The sequence below is a fragment of the Oceanicaulis sp. genome, assembly GCF_965249665.1.
Lineage (GTDB): Bacteria > Pseudomonadota > Alphaproteobacteria > Caulobacterales > Maricaulaceae > Oceanicaulis.
Map to the genome: position 1 here is coordinate 1,317,786 of NZ_OZ252247.1, position 19,961 is coordinate 1,337,746.

The following is a 19,961-nucleotide window of genomic DNA, read 5'->3' on the forward strand; positions in this document are numbered from 1 at the left end:
GAGGAGGGCCGGTATAGGGTGCGGCTAACCCCTCCTTAGCGCGCCGAACGGCGCGCGTTTACCGATGACGGTGTACCCATGGCAGATCAATATGATGTGGTGATTATCGGCGGCGGCCCCGGCGGCTATAACTGCGCGATCCGCGCAGGCCAGCTGGGTCTGAAGACGGCCTGTGTCGAGTCGCGCAAGGCATTGGGCGGCACCTGCCTGAATGTGGGCTGCATCCCGTCCAAGGCGATGCTGCACGCCTCTGAGCTTTACGAAGAGGCCAACAAGAACTTCGCTGATATGGGCATTGAGGTCGGCAAGCTGTCGCTGAACCTCAAGACAATGATGGGCCAGAAGGATGACGCCGTCGACGGTCTGACCAAGGGCGTGGAGTTTCTGTTCAAGAAGAACAAGGTTGATCATGTCCGCGGCAAGGGCCGCATCGCCGGCAAGGGCAAGGTGATCGTCACGGGCGAAGACGGCCAGGAAACCGAGCTGTCGGCCAAGAACATCGTCATCGCCACCGGCTCTGAAGTCACCCCGCTGCCGGGCGTGGAAATCGATGAGGAGCGCATTGTCTCCTCAACCGGCGCGCTGGAGCTCAAAGAGGTCCCCAAAAAACTGATCGTGATCGGCGCGGGCGTGATCGGGCTCGAGCTCGGTTCGGTCTGGCGTCGTCTCGGTTCTGAAGTGACCGTGGTGGAATATCTCGATCGCGCGCTGCCGGGCATGGATGGCGAGGTCTCCAAACAGGCAAAGCGTCTGTTTGAAAAGCAGGGCATGACCTTCAAACTGTCGCGCAAGGTGACGGGCGTTGAAAAGCTAAAGACCAAGCTCAAAGTCTCGACCGAAGCCGCCAAGGGCGGCGACGAGGAGGTTCTGGACGCAGATGTGGTGCTGGTCTGCATTGGTCGCCGTCCGTACACGGAAGGACTGGGTCTCGAGACCGTCGGCATTGAAGTCGATAAGCGCGGCATGATCGCGAACGACCATTTCAAGACGGCCGCCGAAGGCATCTGGGTGGTCGGCGATGTGACTTCAGGCCCGATGCTGGCGCACAAGGCCGAGGATGAGGGCACGGCGGTGGCCGAGCTGATCGCCGGCAAGGCCGGGCACGTCAATTATGACGCCATCCCCAATGTGGTGTACACTTACCCCGAGATCGCTTCGGTCGGTCAGACCGAGGAACAGCTCAAGGACGCGGGCCGGAAATACAAATCCGGCGCCTTCCCGTTCATGGCGAACTCGCGCGGCCGCACCAACCATACCACTGATGGGTTCGTGAAGATTTTGGCCGACGCCGAGACCGATGAAATCCTGGGCGCGCATATTGTCGGCCCCAACGCCGGCGAGCTGATCGCAGAACTGACTGTGGCGATGGAATTCCGGGCGGCGTCTGAAGACATCGCGCGCACCTGCCATGCCCACCCGACCCTGTCTGAAGCCGTCCGTCAGGCGGCCATGGGGGTCGAGGGCTGGACCATGCAGATGTAAGCCGTCCCAGACTGGTTCCGGGTGCGTTTGGGACTATGTCACGAAAATGTCTGACGACATTTGCGGGGCGGTGCGCCATAACGCGCCCGGACAGGTCTTCGGAGGTTTGCCGGTGACGACTTCGACGCAACAGCAGTCCAGTTCAACGCTGGAAATCCGCGGCCCTCGCTTGCGAATGGTGGCGATTGATGCGGAGTTGGCCCGCCTGCAAGTGGCTGACAAGGAAGGCTTTTTCGCCGCTCTGGGCGCCCAGCGCGAACCTGCCTGGCCCCCCGTTCCCGATGATGAACCCAAGCTGGCGGACAAGTTTGAAATTCTCAACCGCACCCCGGAAGAGGCGGGCTGGCGCGGCTGGGTCTTTTTGATGGGCTGGACGCCGGACGGGCTCGACCGGGCGGTGGGCGTGGGCGGTTTTCACGGCCCCCCTGATGCAGACGGCCAAGTTGAAATCGGCTACGCCATGCAGCCCAGCTTCCGCGAGCAGGGCCTCGCCACCGAAGCGGTCGAGGGCCTTGTGGGCTGGGCGTTTGACCATCCCGACGTCAAATGTGTGCGCGCCCAGACTCTGCCGCACCTGACGGCCTCGATCCGTGTTCTGGAAAAGACGGGGTTCACCTTCGTCAAGGACGACACCGACGAGAACGGCGAAACCCTGTGCCTGTTTGAGCGCAAGCGCGCTTAACCCCTTTGCTTTCGGGCTCGGGGATGGGTGGCGGCATGAATCGTCATCAGCCGGCTTGATTCGATATCTGCATAGATCTGTGTGGTGCTTAGCGAGGCGTGCCCCAATAGATCCTGGATCGCTCGCAGATCGCCGCCATGCGCCAGCAGATGGGTTGCGAAAGCATGCCGCAGGGCGTGCGGCGTGGCGCTGGCGGGCAGCCCCAGCCGCGATCGAAGCATTTGCATCGCCGACTGCAGAGCGCGGGGTTGCAGCGCGCCACCGCGACGCGCGCGAAACAAGGGCTCATCGCGTTCGATCAGGTGCGGGCAGGCGTCCACATACTGGCTCACCGCTTGCCGGACGACGGGCAGCACCGGAACGATCCGGCTTTTGCCGCCCTTGCCCGTCACGCACAGCACATCGGGCAGGGGATGATCGCGGCCGGTCAAGGCCAGCGCTTCGGAGATGCGCAGACCGCACCCGTAGAGCAGGCTGAGCACGGCGGCGTCGCGCAAGCCGATCCAGGGTTCCGCAGCGCTGAGCTGGGCTTCCTTGAGCAAGGATCTGGCCGCGCTTTCGCTGACCGGGCGCGGTTGGCGACGGGGCGCTTTGGGCGACTCCACAAGGCCGAGGGCCGGATTGTCGAGTCCCCAGCGGCGACGTCCGTAGCCATAAAAGGTGCGGGCGGCGGACAGGCCCCTTTGCAAGGTTCTTGGCCCGACCCCGTCCCGCCGCCGGCCGGCCAGCCAGGCGCGCCAGTCGGCGCTGGTCAAGTGTGAAAGGGTCTTCAGCGTCAGAGCGCCGCCCAGATGTCCGGTGAGAAACTCAAACAAGCCCGACAGATCGCGATCATACGCCTCGACCGTACGCGGACTCAGTCGTCGCTCGCCCTCCAGATGGGAGAGAAACGCGGTGAGCGCGGCGTCGGCGCCCAGCTCCGGCTCGCCTAGCTGCGCAGCCATGGCGCGATCCGGCGCTCAAGCGCCCGGGCGAGGAAATGGATGAGGTCTGCGCCCTGATCCGCCGTGAACGCCCGGGCGTCCCGGCTGGCCAGGCACAAAACGCCGGGATGACCGCCGATCTCGATCCGGGCGATGGCTTCAGAGCGCATGTTGGGGCCGAGCGGACCATAGAGCGCATCAGCAAATCGCCCGTTCACGAGCCCAAGGCGTTCGCTTTCATCTCCCAGCAAACCGTCCGCCAGCTCCGGCGAGCAGCCCAGGATCGCATCTGCATCTTTCAGTGGAGAATGACCTTCGAGAAACACCCGTACCGCGTCCACGCTCAAGGCGCCCGCGACGCGGCCCGCGAGTTTGTGATCGAGCGCCGCCAGGTCCTCAGCTTCCAGAATCGCTAAAACAGCCGCGTGGGTCTGCGCCTGGGCGGCCATATTGGCCTTGGCGAGCGCAATTAAAGCGTCGCTGGTGGCGCGCGCCTTGCGCAAATCCTTTTCCAGTTTTTTCTGACGGCGCTGGCCCAGATCAACGACGCTGTCGCCGGAGTCCGCGGCGCGAATCGCGGCCATCAGCTCCGGATCTCCGGTGATCACGTCCGGACGCGCGCGCAGGGCGGTGCGCAGGGTTTCCAGATCCAGCGTGTCCAGGGCGCTCATACTTCGATCTCCTTGCCAACGCTACCTCAGTGCCAGAGCAGGCTTGTGAATGCGTTAACCCTGAGGCGTTCGGCCTGCGCTTTGTTAGACTGGACCAGAATCAAGCCGCCCCAGGACGCTGTCTTTCTTGAGCGAACCCGCCGCACCCCCGCAACGCGCTTCGGTCCTCTTTCCGATGCCTTTGCCCGAACCGTTTGACTATGCGGTGCCTGAGGGCGTGCGCGTGACCCCCGGCGATCACGTCCTGGCGCCGTTGGGCAAGCGCAGTGCGCCGGGCGTCGTGTGGGCGGTTGGCCCGGATGACGGCTCCCGCACGCTCAAAACCCTTGATGATCTGCGCGGCGGTCCGCCGCTCAGCGAACCTATGCGCGAGTTCATCGACTGGGCGGCGCGCTATCTGGTGGAGCCGCCGGGCGTGGTGCTACGCGCCGTGCTTCGAAGCCCCGGCGCGCTCAAACCTTCGCCTACCGAGACGCTCTATCATCCGACCGGTCAAGTGCTGGCGCGTCTGACGCCCGCCCGCCGCGCTGTTCTGGACGCTGTGGAGCAAGGCCCCGCCAGCGCCGCCGAGCTGGGGCGCCGCGCGGGCGTGTCGGCCTCTGTCGTGAAAGGGCTCGCCGAAGCGGGCGGTTTGCGCGCGGAAGAGGCGCCGGTCGATCCGCCGTTCGAGGCGCCTGATCCGTATAAGGAGGGCATCGACCTGAACCCGGTTCAGGCTGAGGCGGCGGCGACCTTGCGCCGCCTGGTGGCGGCGGGCGGATTTCAGGCGGCGCTGCTCGATGGCGTGACCGGGTCAGGCAAGACCGAAGTGTATTTTGAAGCCATCGCCGAGCTGATGCGCCGTGAGCCTGAAGCGCAAATTCTGGTGCTGCTGCCTGAAATCGCGCTGACGCAGGCGGTGACCAAGCGGTTCAAAGACCGGTTTGGGGTCGAACCTGCACTCTGGCACTCAGGTCTGGCGGACAAAGAGCGTCGCCGCACCTGGCGCGAAGTGGCGTCAGGGCGGGCGAAGATCGTCGCCGGGGCGCGCTCCTCGATCTTTCTGCCGTTCACCCATTTGCGCGGCGTTGTGGTCGATGAAGAACACGATCCGACCTACAAGCAGGATGAAAATCTCACTTATAACGCCCGTGATCTAGCGGTGGCGCGCGCCAAGCTGCAAGGCGCGGTCTGCGTGCTCGCCAGCGCGACGCCGTCACTTGAAAGCCTCGTGAACGCCGAAGCCGGGCGTTATGTGCATGTGGTGCTGCCCAGCCGGGCCGGCGGTGCGGTGCTGCCTGATATCGAGCTGCTCGATTTGCGGGAGAGCCCCCCTGAGAAGGGGGAATGGCTGTCTCCACCGCTGCACAAGGCGGTGGCTGAGACGCTCGCGCGTGGCGAACAGGCCATGCTCTATCTCAACCGGCGCGGCTTTGCGCCGCTCGTTTTGTGCAAAGCCTGCGGGCACAAGATGAAAAGCCCCGAAGCGGACCGCTGGCTGGTCGAGCATCGCTATACCGGGCGGCTGGTCTGCCATGTCACCGGCTTTTCCATGCCCAAACCCAAAGCGTGCCCTGAATGCGGCGAGCCTGATTCGCTGATCGGTGTGGGGCCGGGCGTCGAGCGCGTCGCCGAAGAGGCGCGGCAGCGATTCCCAGACGCCCGAGTGGAAGTGTTTTCCTCAGACACCGCCCAGAACGGCGATGATGTGCGCTCCATTGTGTCACGCATGGAGGCGGGCGAGATCGACATTCTGGTGGGCACCCAGATCGCCGCCAAGGGCCATAACTTCCCCCATCTCACGCTGGTCGGCGTGGTCGACGCCGATCTGGGGCTGGCGGGCGGGGATTTGCGCGCCGGCGAGCGCACCTATCAGACCCTGGTGCAGGCGGCCGGGCGCGCGGGACGCGCCGACCGGCCGGGCCGGGCGATCTTGCAGACCTGGAACCCCGAACACGAAGCGCTGCAGGCGCTGGCGAATGGAGACCGGGACGGATTCCTGGCGGCCGAGCGCATGATGCGCGAAATGCTGGGCCTGCCGCCCTTTGGTCGGCTGGCGGCGCTGATCGTGTCCGGTCCCGACCCGTCCCACCTCGATGAGGCGTGCCAGGCCATCGCCCGCGCAGCGCCGGTGTCTGACGGCGTGCAGGTGTTTGGTCCCGCAGAAGCGCCGCTCGGGGTGGTGCGCGGGCGCTGGCGGCGGCGGTTTCTGGTGCAGGCGCCAAGGAATGTGGATGTCTCCGCCTTCATGCGCGCCTGGATGGGCCGCATGAAACCGCCCTCTGCGGTCAGAGTCGTGCTCGATATCGAGCCGTATTCGTTTCTTTAACGCGTTTATGGGCGCCTCGAGTCATGAACCGGTGTTGCCGGGCGCGCACCCCTGTGCTAGTTCGGCGCCGGGCTGTGAGACATGCGTGGCGTTAACTCTCGTGTGTCTGACAAGAAGCCAAGTTCCTTCAAGCGTTTGGGCAATGCCGCACTGGTGGGGTCTGGACGCACATCACGAGAAGAAAGCGGCGCAGAACGGTGACCACCGTCGATAATGCGATCATGAGCGAGGCTGGCGAGCGCTATGCGCGCGCCTTGTTCGACCTGGCCGAAGAGGCGGGCGTGCAAGAAGCTGTCGAGACCGATGTGGACGCGCTTGGCGCGGTGCTGTCGGAGTCGGCTGAGCTTCGCGACGCCCTGGACAGCCCGCTGTACGGCGCGGCTGAAAAAGCAGCTGTGCTCTCTGCTCTGGCTGAAAAGCTGGGCGCCCAGGACCTGACCAAGAAATTCATCGCTGTTTCGGCCGCCAATGGCCGGGCTGGCGATATCAATGACATGCTGCGCGCCTTCAAGGTGCTTGCGGCGCGTAAACGCGGGGCGACGTCGGCAGACGTCACCACCGCTGATGAGCTGACCGCAACGCAGCTGAAAGAACTGACCGCGGCCTTAAAAACCGCATTGGGCCAGGATGTGGACATTCGTACTGATGTACGTCCCGACATCCTGGGCGGACTGATCGTGAAGGTCGGTTCGCGCATGTTTGACTCCTCCCTCCGTACAAAGCTGGAGGGGCTGCGCAACACGATGAAAGAGGCGTAGGCCATGGATATCCGGGCGGCGGAAATCTCCGCGATCCTGAAAGAGCAGATCAAGAACTTCGGCGCAGAGGCTGACGTTTCCGACGTTGGTCAGGTGCTGAGCGTGGGCGACGGCATCGCTCGTGTTTACGGTCTTGACGAAGTGCAAGCCGGCGAACTCGTGGAGTTCCCGGGCGGTGTGAAGGGCATGGCCCTGAACCTCGAGCGCGACAATGTCGGCTGCGTGATCTTCGGCGACGACCGGGGCATCAAGGAAGGCGACACCGTCAAGCGTCTGGGCTCCATCGTGGACACCCCGGTCGGCAAAGGCCTTCTGGGCCGCGTCGTGAACGCGCTGGGCGAGCCGGTTGACGGCAAGGGTCCGATCGACGCCGCTGAGCGTCGCGTCGTGGACGTGAAAGCGCCGGGCATCCTGCCGCGTAAATCCGTGCACGAGCCGATGGCGACCGGCATCAAGGCGATCGACTCGATGATCCCCGTCGGCCGTGGCCAGCGCGAACTGATCATTGGCGACCGCCAGACCGGCAAGACCGCCATCGCCATCGACACCATCCTGAACCAGAAACAACTGAACCAGGGTGATGACGAGAGCCAGAAGCTGTACTGCGTCTATGTCGTGGTCGGCCAGAAGCGCTCCACCGTGGCCCAGGTCGTCAAGACGCTCGAGGAAAACGGCGCGATGGACTACTCCATCGTTGTCGCCGCGACCGCGTCCGACCCGGCGCCGATGCAGTTCCTGGCGCCGTTCACCGGCTGCGCCATGGGCGAATATTTCCGCGACAACGGCATGCACGGCCTGATCATCTATGATGACCTGTCCAAGCAGGCTGTGGCGTACCGCCAGATGTCGCTGCTGCTGCGCCGTCCGCCGGGCCGCGAAGCCTATCCGGGCGATGTGTTCTATCTGCACTCCCGTCTGCTGGAGCGCGCAGCGAAGCTCAATGAAAACCATGGTTCGGGCTCTTTGACGGCGCTGCCGATCATTGAAACCCAGGCCAATGACGTGTCCGCCTACATTCCGACCAATGTGATCTCGATCACCGATGGTCAGATCTTCCTGGAAACCGACCTGTTCTACCAGGGCATCCGCCCGGCGGTGAATGTGGGTCTGTCGGTGTCCCGCGTGGGCTCCGCGGCTCAGACCAAGGCGACCAAGTCGGCGGCCGGCAAGATCAAGGGCGAGCTGGCCCAGTATCGTGAAATGGCGGCCTTCGCCCAGTTCGGTTCCGATCTGGATGCGGCCACCCAGAAGCTGCTGTCCCGCGGCGAGCGTCTGACCGAGCTGCTCAAGCAGCCGCAGTTCAGCCCGCTCTCCATGGAAGAGCAGGTCTGCGTGATGTACGCCGGCACCCGCGGTTATCTGGACAAGATCGAAGTGGCCGCCATCGGTCGTTATGAAGAAGAGCTTCTGCGTCACCTGCATGCTGAGAAAGCTGATCTTCTGGCGGCGATCCGCGACACCAAGAAACTGTCGGACGAGTCCGAAGCGGCGCTGAAAGCGACGCTGGAGACCTTCACGGCGAACTTCGCATAAGGGCGGGCGCGCTACGGCGCGCCCAACCTGTCCCACGTCCTGGCTAGGTTTGACCTGACAGGACCACGCGTTTGGGCTGAGGACGAATAATGGCCAGCCTTAAAGAGCTGAAAAACCGGATCAACTCGGTCGAATCGACCAAGAAGATCACCAAGGCGATGCAAATGGTCGCCGCGGCCAAGCTGCGCAAGGCGCAGGAAGCGGCGGAAGCGGCGCGTCCCTACGCTGAGCGTATGGCGGCGGTGATGGCCAATTTGTCATCGGCGATGGAAGGCCCGGACGCGCCGCGTCTGCTGGTCGGCACGGGCAAGGATGATGTTCATCTGCTCGTCGTCGCTTCGGCGGATCGGGGTTTGTGCGGCGGCTTCAACACCAATATTGCGCGCCTGGCGCGGGAACGGGTCGCAGCGCTGGTCAGCGCGGGCAAGACGGTCAAGATCCTGACCGTCGGCAAGAAGGGCTATGAAGCCCTCAAGCGCCTGCACGCGGACAAGATTGTTGATCGCATCGAACTGAAAGATGTGAAAAAGATCGACGGGGCTATCGCGGCTATGGTCGGCGACAAGATTCGCAACCTGTTCGAGGCGGGCGAGTTTGATGTCTGTGAAGTCATCAGCTCGGAATTCGTGTCCGTGATCAGCCAGAAGCCCCGCGCTCAGGTTCTGATCCCGGCGCGTGACGCCATCGACGACACTGTTGAACGTCCCGATCTCAAAGGCGCGATCTACAGCTATGAGCCGGACGAGGAGAGCATTCTCGAGGTTCTGCTGCCGCGTTATGTAGACACGGTCATTCTTTCGGCGCTGCTGGAAAACGCCGCGGGTGAAATGGGCGCCAAGATGGCGGCCATGGATTCTGCGACCCGCAACGCCGGCGAGCTGATCGACAAGCTTAATCTGCAATACAACCGCTCCCGCCAGGCGAAAATCACCAAGGAGCTGATCGAGATCATCTCCGGCGCCGAGGCGGTGTAGCGCACCACGGTTTAAACGACAGGCGACCGGGCGCGGCGCCTTGCAAGGTTTGGAAAAGAGGCTGAGACGATGAGCAAGCTCAAAGGCCGTATCGCGCAGGTGACCGGCGCCGTCGTGGACGTAGAGTTCGAAGGCGGTCTTCCGGAAATCCTGAACGCTCTGGAAACCAAAAACGGTGACCAGAAGCTGGTTCTGGAAGTGGCGGCCCATCTGGGCGAGAACATGGTGCGTACGATCGCCATGGACGCCACCGAGGGTCTGAAGCGCGGTTCGGACGTCACCGACACCGGCTCCCCGATCATGGTTCCGGTGGGTCCGGGCACGCTGGGTCGCATCATGAGCGTCACCGGCGAACCGATTGACGAAGCCGGTGAAGTTCAGGCTGTCATGCAGGCGCCGATCCACCGTTCGGCTCCGGCGTTTGAAGAACAGTCCACCGAGGCTGAAATCCTGCCGACCGGCATCAAGGTGGTGGACCTGCTCTGCCCCTACGCCAAGGGCGGCAAGATCGGCCTGTTCGGCGGCGCAGGCGTCGGCAAGACGGTTCTGATCCAGGAACTGATCAACAACATCGCCAAGCTGTTCGGCGGCTATTCGGTGTTCGCCGGCGTTGGCGAGCGGACCCGCGAAGGCAACGATCTCTATTACGAGATGATCGAATCCGGCGTGAACAAGGATCCGAAAGAGAACAATGGCTCTGCAGAAGGCTCGCGTTGCGCGCTGGTCTTCGGCCAGATGAACGAACCGCCGGGCGCCCGTGCGCGCGTGGCGCTGTCAGGTCTCGCTCAGGCGGAATACTTCCGCGATGAGGAAGGCAAGGACGTGTTGTTCTTCGTGGACAACATCTTCCGCTTCACTCAGGCCGGCGCTGAAGTGTCCGCGCTGCTGGGCCGCATCCCGTCTGCTGTGGGCTATCAGCCGACCCTGTCGACCGATATGGGCGCGCTGCAAGAGCGCATCACCTCGACCAAGAAGGGGTCCATCACCTCGGTGCAGGCCGTTTACGTGCCGGCCGATGACCTGACCGACCCGGCCCCTGCGACAACCTTTGCGCACCTTGACGCCACGACGGTTCTGAACCGCTCGATCGCGGAAAAAGGCATCTACCCGGCTGTGGACCCGCTGGACTCCACCTCGCGGATCCTTGAGCCGCGCATCGTGGGTGAAGAGCACTATCAGACCGCCCGCCGTGTGCAGGAAATCCTGCAGCGCTACAAGGCTCTGCAAGACATCATCGCCATCCTCGGGATGGACGAGCTGTCTGAAGAGGACAAGCTGGTCGTGGCGCGCGCGCGTAAGATCGAGCGCTTCCTGTCCCAGCCGTTCGACGTGGCTGAAGTCTTTACCGGCTCTCCGGGCATTCAGGTGCCGATCGAAGACACCGTCAAAGGCTTCAAAGGTCTGTGCGACGGCGATTACGACCACCTGCCGGAACCGGCCTTCTACATGGTCGGCACCATCGAAGACGCCGTCAAAAAGGCCGAGAAACTGGCCGCTGACGCTGCGTAAGACTGTTCAGCTGGCGCGTCCCCTGGGGATGCGCCAGCGACCAGCCCGCCCGGCGGGCGTAACTGAGCAAGGATCGGCCCATGGCTGACAAGCTGCACTTTGACCTCGTGTCTCCTGAGCGCCGCGTGTTCGCGGGCGAGGTGGACATGGTTGTGGTTCCCGGCGCCGAAGGCGATTTTGGCGTCCTGGCGAACCATGCGCCTTTCATGTCGACCATCCGCACCGGCGCGATCGCGGTTCATTCCGGCAATGACGTGACCCGCACCTTCATCCGCGGCGGCTTCGCCGAGGTGACGGCGGCTGGTTTGACCATTCTGGCGGAAGAAGCGATCGACCTCGCTGACGTGAACGCCGAGGACACCTCTAAAGCGCTGACCGAGGCCCGTGAGGATCTGGGTCAGGCGCGTAATGACGAAGAACGTCAGGATGCGGAAGCCCGCATCGAGAAGTTCCAGGCGCTGTTGTCCGAGCTGTCTCACTAAAGAGTGAAGCCTTTGTCATTTGAGGCTCACAAAAAGCCCTGCGCATAGTTTGCGCAGGGCTTTTTGTTGTTGAAGGACACGTCATATGCGTCAGACATGCCGGTTATTCATGGCTTTGGCTCTCAGCCTTTTCGGTGCGCCCGCTCTGGCGGTTCAAGACGTGAATCCGACCGCGCTGGCCGCTCAGATGATCGCCCTGTGTGAGACAGCTTTGGGCTCTGAGGGTCTGGACGGCGCTGAGCGTGACAGCGGAGGCCGAATAGAGCCTTTCGCGTTTCCCGTGAATGATCGTGACATCAGTCTTTCAGACCGGGCGCTAATCCTGCCTGCCGCCGAAGGTTTGTCCCTTTGGCTGAGCGAACGCGATAGCCAGCCGGTTTGCGTCATGGGGGCGCAGAACGACAATCTGGGTGTGGTGCGTGAGGTCGAGGCGCGCTTGCGGGCTCAGGGCCGCACTGTGGCCCACACCACCGTCAACGTCTCTATGGGGCTGATGCGCCGCGGCAATGCTGTGCGGGTTGTGGAGCTCGCGGCGGAACGCTAGGCGCTGAACGGTGCGAAAGCTTCCGCTACGCGATCATAGACCGTCCGTTTCCAGGGAATGATCAGCTGGGGCGTGGTTTCAAGCGACACCCAACGGAATTCAGAGAATTCCTGCGGGGGGACGGCCTTGAGGTCAAAATCGGCGTCCGTCCCCAGATAGCGATAGGCGAACCAGCGTTGTTTCTGGCCTCGCCAACGGTTTTTCCGGCGCTGTGCGAGCACCTCGGGCGGGAAGTCATAGGTGAGCCAGTCCGCGATGGCGCCCAGCGGCTCTATCAGGTCCTGGGTGACGCCGGTCTCTTCATAGAGCTCGCGCAAGCCGGCTTCTTCAGGCGCCTCGCCCTCATCCATACCGCCTTGGGGAAATTGCCAGCACCAGGGCTCGTCCGCGCCATAGCGCTTGCCCAGCCAGACCTTGCCTTGCGCGTTAAACAGGACGAGGCCGACATTGGGTCGGTGCTCGGGATACGCAGCGCTCATGATCAGTGTGTGTCCCCGTGCGGGTCCGCAGAGGGGCTGGCGGCGTCGGCGGTGTCTTGAGCAGCGGAGGCGCTGCGGGTCTCCACCGGATTTCTGAGTTGCATCAGAAAGCTCGCCGGGGCCAGCTGATATCCGCGGCCTTCAAGCCCGTCCGCCCAGGCGGCGACCGTATCCACAGTGGCCGGGTAGGCAAAGCCTGAGCCTAATGCAGTCCCGTTTTGCAAGGCGAGCGCTTCAAGCTCCAGCAGACGTCCGTCAATGGCGCGCGGGGTTGGGTCTGAATCCACAACGCGATCGGCGATGGTCATGCGGGCGTTGGCCTGCCGCCCGGCCTGGCTGAGAATGGCGCGTCGTCCGGCGCCGTCATGGAATATGCTCAAGCCGCGCGCTTCGAGGGCCGTGAAGAGTTCAGTGAGCGGACCTTCGGCTGCACCCAGACGCGCTCCGAGATAGTTGGCGACACCGACATACCCTGCTGTCCGTGACAATAGCCAGGCCAGGCGCCGGGCGTTTTCTGTCGCGCTGGCGTCCACCAGCAGCGTGTGCGGACCGGGATCGTTATTGGGATAGTCAAACGGCTCCATGGGCAGTTCGAGCAGAACTTCATGGCCATCGGCCCGCGCGCGATTGATCCATGTCTGCAGATCATCGGCATAGGGCGCGAAGCTGAGCGTCACTTCGGCGGGCAGGGCTTCGATAGCGCGTGCCGTCAGGCTTTCAGACAGCCCCAGCCCGCCCACGATGATCGAAACGGTGGGCACGTCTGCGGCGCCGTCAAAGTCCATAGCGTAGGCTTGATCCGGGCGCACACCACTGGCGTTGATGATCGGCAGAGGACCGCCTGGACCGGTCTCATAAAAGCCTTCAAGCGGCGCCGGAGGCGCAACGGGCTCGGCGGGGCTGAGAGAGGAGGGGCTGGCCTCTTGCGGGCTCAGGGCGTCTGCGGTGTCCCGCACGCCTGGCAGGCTGACCTCTTCGGTCTGAGCATCGCTGAAGGGCGCAGGGCCCGCCTCGTGTTCGCTAGCAATCTCGGCGGAGGCCAGCACATCGGGTTGACCGTTGATATCTGCGCTGGCGCTGACGGTGGGCGCAGGGCCGCCTGCGAGCCAGGTCAGGGCGGCCACGCCTGCGATCAGCGCAGCCGCAACCCCGAGCCCCGCCAGAAGCGGGGCTTTGAGAGGAAAGCGATCAGATTGCAGTCGGGCCATAGACGCGTGCCGCTTGCTCAACGCCGGGAGGAGGCGATTCGCCCCGACCCTGCGTGAGGTTGCGGTAAAGAAGCGTTAACGAAGCCGGTTTGAGGCTGCGTTGACTACTGCAGCTGGGCCTGATCGCGGCTCATCATGGCGTTCAGGATCTCGATGGCCCGATGCAGCTGGTAATCTTCGCTGGCGTCCCAGTCTTCGGGCGGCATTTCGGTGTGAGATAGCTCGTTCTCAAGCTCTTCACGCTCTGCGCCGGTCTCATTTTCAAGTGCGTTGCGAAGACTGGCTTCGGCGTATGAGTTCACGCCTTCCGCTTCTTCCTGGTTCACGCGTCGCGGTGCGATGGCGATGTCCGGCGCAATGCCGGTGGCCTGAATGGTGCGGCCCGCCGGCGTGTAATAGCGCGCCGTGGTCAAACGCAGGGCGCCGTCACGACCGCCGCGCAGGGGCACCACGGTCTGCATCGAGCCCTTGCCGAAGCTGGTCATGCCCACGATCGTCGCGCGCTCTCGGTCTTGCAGGGCGCCGGTGACGATTTCAGAGGCCGAGGCGGACCCTGAGTTGATCAGCACCACGATCGGCGCGCCATTGAGCATATCGCCCAACTCGGCGTTATAGCGGCGCGTATCACGTGGATCGCGGCCACGGGTGGAGACCACTTCACCGCCATCCAGGAACAAAGAGGACACGGTCACCGACTGATCCAGAAGTCCGCCCGGATTGGAGCGCAGATCCAGAACCAGGCCCGGCAGCGGCCCGCCATAGGCTTCGGTCAGGTCATTGAGCCCGGTGATGGCGTTCGCGGTGGTGTTCTCGTTAAACGTGGTGATGCGCAGATAGGGCGTGTCGCCCTCCTCCATACGCCAATAGGCGGCGCGCACCTCGATGAGGTCGCGAACGACCGTCACGTCAAACGGATCATCCTCGCCCTCGCGCAAAATCGTCAGCACAACCGGATCGCCGGCCAGGCCGCGCATGCGCTCAACGGCGTCGTCCATGCTCGCGCCGATCATGCTCTCGCCGTCCACGGCGATGATCTGGTCATTGGGTTCAAGGCCGGCGCGCTCGCCCGGCGTCTCGGCGATCGGCGAGATGATGGTGATCAGATCGTCGCGAATGGTGACCTCGATGCCGATGCCGCCATATTCACCGCTCGTAGTGACCTGCATGTCCTGAAAATCATCGGGCGACAGATAACTTGAATGCGGATCGAGCGCCTGCATCATGCCGTCGATGGCGCTCTCGATCAGCTCGGCCTTGTCGGGATCGGTGACATAATCGGACTCGATCCGGCTGAGCACATCACCAAACAGTTCAAGCTGACGGAAGGTGGCTTCGCGGCTGTTGGTGTCCTCCCCCTCGGCAGAGACCGCCAGGGTGGCGGCGCCAATGCCGAACAGGACAGCTGAAGCAATAATGTGCAGACGCATGGCGGTCTTCCTTAGTGCGCGGCGGTCGAGGCTCTAGCCTCTGCGAAATTCGGGCCGAAGCCAATCTTCAGGGTCAGCAGCTTCGTCAGTGCTGCGTCTTATCTCCAAATAGAGCATTGGCGGCGGATTTGCACGGTCTGACATGGCGCCGACAGGCTCTCCGGCCAATAATGACTGTCCCTCTACGGCGTAAATAAGACCCAATCCCCCTAAAATAAGCGTGTACCCATCGGGTGTATTGATCATCAAAACACCGTCAAAGCCCTGAAACGGCCCGGCATAGACCACCACGCCGTCAAAAGGCGCGGTCACTTGTGCGCGTGAGCTCGTCTCAAACCAGATACCCTCGCGCCGCACGCCATCCGGGCCGCGCGCGCCGGCGCTAACGGTCAGTTCACCGCGGACCGGCGGGCTCAGACGGCCCCGCGTATCACTGAACCGCAAGGTTTCCACAGGACCTGAAACAGGACGCGCCTCCACCAGAGACCCCATGGCGATTGCGGGCGTCTGTTCCGGTCTGAGACGCGGGACTGGGATGTCCGGCGCCGGTTCGGGACGCGGCTCGGGGCGCGGCGCCAGTCTGGGATCTGCGGCGGCGAAACGGCGGATATCGGCGAGGAGTTCACGCAGCGAGCCGGCTTGCTCGGCGATCCGCGCGGCGCGTTGGGACAAATCATCGGCCTGGGCGCGCAAGGCGGCTTCGGCGGCGCGGCGCTCTTCGATCAGGGCGGTGACTTCCTCGCGGGTGACGCCCAGCGCTTCGCGCGCCTGGATCAGGGCGCGGGTTTGGTCTTGCAAGGCGCGCCGTAAGGCTTCGAGCTCCGCCAGCCGTTCTTGCACCGCCGCGACGCGCGCATCCAGCTGCGGCGCGATCTGCGCCAGCAATCCCGCGGCGCGCGCGGCGGAAGCGGCGTCGTCCGGCGTCACCGCGAGCGCGGGCGGGTCTGACATTTCAATGCGCTGCAGGGCTGCGAGGACGCGGGCCAGATCTGCGCGCTCCTCCCGCAATCGCGCCAGAAGATCGGCCTCTTCACGTTCCAGCGCCCGCAGACGTTCGGTTGCGGCTTCAACCTCGGCCTCGCGGGTCGCGACACGGCCGGCGGCTTCTACAAGGCGTTGTTGCAGACGGGCGATGGCGATCTGAGCGGCCTCCGCTTCCTCTGCGCGCGCCTCAGCCTGCTCACGCAGCTCAGCGGCTTCTTGCTCCAGCGTATCCACCTCCTCCGGTTCAGGCGCGGTCTGCGCCTGAAGAGCGAGGCTCAGGGCCAGAAAGAGCAGGGGGGACGCCATCACCCCTCCCGATGATAGGGCGCGCCCGCCAGAACCGAGGCGGCGCGGTAGAGTTGTTCCGCCAGCATCACGCGCACCAGCTTGTGCGGCCAGGTGGCCTTGCCGAAACTGAGCATGCGCGCGCCCTGGGGCAAGGCGGGACGGTCATGGCCGTCCGCGCCGCCGATCAGGAACACCAGATCGCGTGCGCCGTCATTGCGGGCAGTTTCCACCACGCGCGCGAAATCGAGCGAGCTCATCGGTTTGCCGGTTTCATCCAGGGCGAAGATCAGCGCGCCGGCAGGCATGTCCGCGATCAGCGCCTGAGTTTCGGCCGCTTTGTCCCTGAGCGTGCGGGGATCAAGCTCGCGCTCGATGACCGGACCCAGGCCGACGGATCGGCCTACGCCGTTGGCGCGGTCCATGTACTGGTCCACAAGCTCGCGCTCGGGCCCGGCCTTGATCCGGCCGATCGCACGAATCTCAACGCGCATGGGACGCTTTCAGATACAGGCGGATTAAGACGCACCGTCCGGCGAAACAGACCACATCTTTTCCAGATCGTAGAAGCTGCGCACTTCGGGACGGAACAGATGAACGATCACGTCGCCGGCGTCGATCAGCACCCAGTCGCAGGTCTTCAGGCCCTCAATGGCGACATTGCCATGGCCGGAATCCTTGAGTTTGCGGACAAGATGGTCAGCCATCGCGCCCACATGGCGGTTGGACCGGCCGGAGGCGATGACCATCACATCGGTGACGGAGGATTTGCCCGTGAGATCGATGGCGACGACATCTTCAGCCTTGTCGTCATCCAGCGCGTTCAACACCAGCGCTTCAAGATCCTGCGTGCTCTGGGCGAGTTCGCCAGAGTCGCTGTCAGCGTCGCCATGGGGGCGGCTGTGCAATTCGGTGGACAGAGTCCTTGCTCCCTTAATTGACCAAAACGCACCCTAGCACGTTTCTCCGCCACGTTCGAGCCAGTGAATGGAGAAGGCGCAGGCGCCGTCTTCGGTCCACACATGGGCCGGGACCAGGCCCGCTTTGACCGCAAGGTCCTGAAAAGTCTCAACAGTGAATTTATGAGAGTTTTCCGTATGGATCGTCTCGTGTTCACGCAGGACGAAGCGCTCTCCCGCCACGGTGAAATGGAGGTCCCGCAGAGCCTGCAGATACATTTCCACCCGCGAGCGGTACGGGTTCCAGAAGGCGCGATAGGCCAGCGCAGACGGGTCGATATCGCCAGTCAGTTCGGCGTTGATGCGCCGGACCAGATTGAAATTGAAATCCGCCGTGGCGCCGCCTTCATCGTCATAGGCGGCTTCCAGCACGGACGGGTCCTTGCGCAGATCCACGCCGATCAGAAGGGCGTCGCCCGGCCTCAGCCAGTCGCGCAGGGTCTTGAGCAGCTGCAGCGCGTCGATCAGTTCGAAATTGCCGATGGTGGAGCCGGGGAAGAAGACGATCCGGCGGCCTTCAGGGATGCTGAGCGCGTCCAGATCCAGCGTCTGGGTGAAGTCATGGCAGACGGCGCCCACTGTCAGGTCTGGATGATCTGAAGCGATATCGGCGCAGGCGGCTTTGACGTGGTCGCCTGAAATGTCCATGCCGACAAAACCCGCCGGATGGTCGAGCGCATCCAGGAGCTGACGGATCTTCACGCTGGATCCAGCACCCGGCTCCAGCACGACTGCGCCGGAACCGGCGAGCGTGTTGAGCTCCGGTCCGATCCGCTCCAGCAAGGCCAATTCGGTGCGGGTGGGGTAGTATTCAGGCGCTTGCGTGATCCGGTCAAAGATCGCCGAGCCCGCCGCGTCGTAGAAATATTTCGGCGAAATCGCCTTTTGGGGTTTGCGCAAACCTGCAAGAACATCCGCGCGAAAATCAGAGACGGACGGTTGCAAGTCTTTGAAAAACGCCAAGGCGCCAGCCTTGACTAGGGTCTCATCGGACATGGGCTCAAGGCGTGGCGGCTGCGGGTCAGGATGAAGCATTTGCACGCATGACGCGTGAAGCTTCAGGATGTAATGGCTCGGTTAGGTAAGTCCACCCCGGAGGTTTACCTAGGGCAAGTGTTTTCGCGTGCCTGTCACATATGCGCGCGGGCGCCAGACGCCGCGCCGCCGGAGAGAGCCGCGCCCTGATCGCATCGCCAGGGCGCGCGATGACGCAGATAGGGATTCGCCGGCCGATGGCGCGCCAGTCTTTCCAGCGATGGAAGTCCTTCAGCCCGTCAGCGCCCATGATCCAGACAAAACGCACTCGCGGATACCGGGTCTGTAAATGCGTGATCAGGTCGATCGTGGTGCGGGTATGCAGTCGCGCCTCCAGCGTCGAAATGACGTGCCTGGGCTCTGGCATGGCCTGCTCGATAGCGGCGACGCGAGCAGCAAGGCTGGCGGGCGCATGCGATTTGAGCGGATTACCAGGGCTGACCATCCACCAGACACGATCCAGGTTCAGCCGTTTCAGCGCCGTGCGCGCCACATGCCGGTGCGCCTTGTGGACAGGATCGAAACTGCCGCCGTACAGCCCCACACGCATGCCGTCATGCAGCAATTCTGATTTCAGCGCCCGGCTCATTCTGACGCGCCATCGATCGGGTCAGGAACCAGGTCCGTCGCATGGACCAGAGCCGCCCCGCGGCGATAGCCCAGAATGCCCGCAATCTCATCAGACTGGCGGCCTGCGATCTGGCGCGCTTCATGGTCATCATATCCGACCACTCCGACGCCAAGGCGCTGACCCGAATGACGGATCAGGCGCACCGCCGCGCCGCGCTCAAACCGCCCCTGCACGTCCACCACGCCTGCGGGCAGAAGGCTGCGGCCTTTTTTGATGGCGACGGCGGCGCCGTCATCCAGCACCAGCGCGCCATCACGCGCCAGGCTGCCCAATATCCAGGCGCGGCGCGCACCTTCAGGATTGCCATGGGCGTGAAACCAGCTGGCGCGCGCGCCGTTGGCGACTGCGTGAATCGGTTTGGGATGATCGCCGCGGCAGATGATCATGTCACACCCTGCCGCCGTGGCGATGCGGGCCGCAGCAATCTTGCTGGCCATGCCGCCGGTGCCGGCGCCCTCGCTGCGCGCAGGGCCGGCCAAGACTTCAATATCAGAGGTGATGGCGGGGATTTCAGAGATGTGCTTGGCGTCCGCTTCCCGCGGATCGCGATCATACAGCCCGTCCACATCCGACAGAATAACGAGGAGCTGCGCGCCCACGAGCTGAGCCGCCCGCGCCGCCAGCCGATCATTATCGCCAAAGCGCAATTCTTCGGTTGCGACCGTGTCGTTTTCATTGATCACGGGGACCGCCCCCAGCTTGAGCAAGGTTTCAAGCGTGTTGCGGGCGTTCAGCCAGCGCGGTCGCGATTCAATATCGGCGGGCGAAACCAGGGCCTGCGCCGCCGGAAAGCCATGCCGGGCGAACGCCCGGTCCCAATGCTGGATCAGCAGGGCCTGTCCCGCAGCCGCTGAGGCCTGTTTCTCTTCCAGGCTCAGAGACTGACCCGGTTTGAGCCCCAGACGCGGACGGCCCAGCGCCACCGCTGCAGAGCTGACCAGAACCACATCCTGACCGGCCTGGCGCAAACGGGCGATGTCGTCCGCCAAGGCGTCAAACCGGTCTTCACGCGGCGCAAGGCTTGACGGGTCGATCAATTGGGCCGACCCGACCTTGATGACGACCCGCCGGGCCGCCGCCATGCGCG

At 63.7% G+C, this 19,961-nt stretch carries 20 protein-coding genes; 9 read left to right on the top strand and 11 right to left on the bottom strand.

Features of this window, described 5'->3' with window-relative positions; translation table 11 throughout:
- Positions 1-78 precede the first annotated feature (78 nt).
- Together lpdA and ACP154_RS06320 are read left to right on the top strand one after the other, a co-directional pair.
- Positions 79-1,482 (top strand): dihydrolipoyl dehydrogenase, encoded by a 1,404-nt coding sequence (gene lpdA / locus ACP154_RS06315; protein ID WP_421860764.1) that lies wholly within the window; start codon positions 79-81, stop codon positions 1,480-1,482.
- Positions 1,483-1,528: 46 nt separating this feature from the next.
- Positions 1,529-2,164: a GNAT family N-acetyltransferase gene (locus ACP154_RS06320; RefSeq protein ID WP_421860761.1), complete on the top strand. Its 636-nt coding sequence runs from the start codon at positions 1,529-1,531 to the stop codon at positions 2,162-2,164.
- Here the strand turns inward: ACP154_RS06320 and ACP154_RS06325 are convergent.
- Entirely contained in the window at positions 2,161-3,108 is a 948-nt protein-coding gene (locus ACP154_RS06325) for a tyrosine recombinase XerC (RefSeq protein WP_421860758.1), read from the bottom strand. The two genes, ACP154_RS06320 and ACP154_RS06325, sit on opposite strands and share 4 nt — an antisense overlap.
- Positions 3,093-3,758: a DUF484 family protein gene (locus ACP154_RS06330; protein WP_421860755.1), complete on the bottom strand. Its 666-nt coding sequence runs from the start codon at positions 3,756-3,758 to the stop codon at positions 3,093-3,095. Before ACP154_RS06330 ends, ACP154_RS06325 begins: the two co-directional genes overlap by 16 nt.
- Positions 3,759-3,885: 127 nt before the next feature.
- Here ACP154_RS06330 and ACP154_RS06335 point away from each other — a divergent pair, with 127 nt between their 5' ends.
- The 7 genes from ACP154_RS06335 (at position 3,886) to ACP154_RS06365 (ending at position 11,866) form a co-directional block, all read left to right on the top strand.
- The gene (locus ACP154_RS06335) at positions 3,886-6,066 is read left to right on the top strand and encodes a primosomal protein N' (RefSeq protein ID WP_421860753.1); all 2,181 of its coding nucleotides are present in this window, start codon (positions 3,886-3,888) and stop codon (positions 6,064-6,066) included.
- Positions 6,067-6,263: 197 nt separating this feature from the next.
- Complete coding sequence (locus ACP154_RS06340) at positions 6,264-6,824, top strand: F0F1 ATP synthase subunit delta (protein WP_421860751.1); 561 nt, start codon at positions 6,264-6,266, stop codon at positions 6,822-6,824.
- A gap of 3 nt (positions 6,825-6,827) precedes the next feature.
- Positions 6,828-8,357: a F0F1 ATP synthase subunit alpha gene (atpA, locus tag ACP154_RS06345; RefSeq protein ID WP_421860749.1), complete on the top strand. Its 1,530-nt coding sequence runs from the start codon at positions 6,828-6,830 to the stop codon at positions 8,355-8,357.
- Positions 8,358-8,446: 89 nt separating this feature from the next.
- Complete coding sequence (locus ACP154_RS06350; RefSeq protein ID WP_421860747.1) at positions 8,447-9,331, top strand: F0F1 ATP synthase subunit gamma; 885 nt, start codon at positions 8,447-8,449, stop codon at positions 9,329-9,331.
- A gap of 69 nt (positions 9,332-9,400) precedes the next feature.
- The gene (gene atpD / locus ACP154_RS06355) at positions 9,401-10,840 is read left to right on the top strand and encodes a F0F1 ATP synthase subunit beta (RefSeq protein WP_107712188.1); all 1,440 of its coding nucleotides are present in this window, start codon (positions 9,401-9,403) and stop codon (positions 10,838-10,840) included.
- Between the two features lie 80 nt (positions 10,841-10,920).
- Positions 10,921-11,322: a F0F1 ATP synthase subunit epsilon gene (locus ACP154_RS06360; protein WP_133724583.1), complete on the top strand. Its 402-nt coding sequence runs from the start codon at positions 10,921-10,923 to the stop codon at positions 11,320-11,322.
- 85 nt (positions 11,323-11,407) lie between these two features.
- Entirely contained in the window at positions 11,408-11,866 is a 459-nt protein-coding gene (locus ACP154_RS06365; RefSeq protein ID WP_421860744.1) for a hypothetical protein, read from the top strand.
- On the opposite strand, the gene ACP154_RS06370 is transcribed toward ACP154_RS06365, so the two are convergent.
- The 9 genes from ACP154_RS06370 to proB all read right to left on the bottom strand — a co-directional run bounded on the left by ACP154_RS06370 (position 11,863) and on the right by proB (position 19,956).
- Positions 11,863-12,348 carry an RNA pyrophosphohydrolase gene (locus ACP154_RS06370; RefSeq protein ID WP_421861389.1) on the bottom strand — a complete coding sequence of 162 codons (486 nt, stop codon included), beginning with the start codon at positions 12,346-12,348 and terminating at the stop codon, positions 11,863-11,865. The two genes, ACP154_RS06365 and ACP154_RS06370, sit on opposite strands and share 4 nt — an antisense overlap.
- Positions 12,348-13,553: a divergent polysaccharide deacetylase family protein gene (locus tag ACP154_RS06375; protein WP_421860742.1), complete on the bottom strand. Its 1,206-nt coding sequence runs from the start codon at positions 13,551-13,553 to the stop codon at positions 12,348-12,350. Before ACP154_RS06375 ends, ACP154_RS06370 begins: the two co-directional genes overlap by 1 nt.
- 104 nt (positions 13,554-13,657) lie before the next feature.
- On the bottom strand, positions 13,658-14,980 hold the full coding sequence (locus tag ACP154_RS06380) for a S41 family peptidase (RefSeq protein ID WP_421860741.1): 1,323 nt from the start codon (positions 14,978-14,980) through the stop codon (positions 13,658-13,660).
- 33 nt (positions 14,981-15,013) lie between these two features.
- Entirely contained in the window at positions 15,014-16,270 is a 1,257-nt protein-coding gene (locus ACP154_RS06385; protein WP_421860739.1) for a murein hydrolase activator EnvC family protein, read from the bottom strand.
- Positions 16,270-16,743, bottom strand: a complete 474-nt coding sequence (rlmH, locus tag ACP154_RS06390) for a 23S rRNA (pseudouridine(1915)-N(3))-methyltransferase RlmH (protein ID WP_421860737.1) — start codon at positions 16,741-16,743, stop codon at positions 16,270-16,272. Before rlmH ends, ACP154_RS06385 begins: the two co-directional genes overlap by 1 nt.
- 24 nt (positions 16,744-16,767) lie before the next feature.
- A complete protein-coding gene (gene rsfS / locus ACP154_RS06395; RefSeq protein WP_107712196.1) occupies positions 16,768-17,157 on the bottom strand; it encodes a ribosome silencing factor in 390 nt (129 codons plus the stop codon).
- Between the two features lie 45 nt (positions 17,158-17,202).
- Positions 17,203-18,204 (bottom strand): L-histidine N(alpha)-methyltransferase, encoded by a 1,002-nt coding sequence (gene egtD, locus ACP154_RS06400; protein WP_421860736.1) that lies wholly within the window; start codon positions 18,202-18,204, stop codon positions 17,203-17,205.
- 25 nt (positions 18,205-18,229) lie between these two features.
- Positions 18,230-18,793 carry a nicotinate-nucleotide adenylyltransferase gene (locus tag ACP154_RS06405; protein ID WP_421861387.1) on the bottom strand — a complete coding sequence of 188 codons (564 nt, stop codon included), beginning with the start codon at positions 18,791-18,793 and terminating at the stop codon, positions 18,230-18,232.
- Positions 18,794-18,828: 35 nt separating this feature from the next.
- Positions 18,829-19,956 carry a glutamate 5-kinase gene (gene proB / locus ACP154_RS06410; RefSeq protein WP_421860734.1) on the bottom strand — a complete coding sequence of 376 codons (1,128 nt, stop codon included), beginning with the start codon at positions 19,954-19,956 and terminating at the stop codon, positions 18,829-18,831.
- Positions 19,957-19,961: the final 5 nt, after the last annotated feature.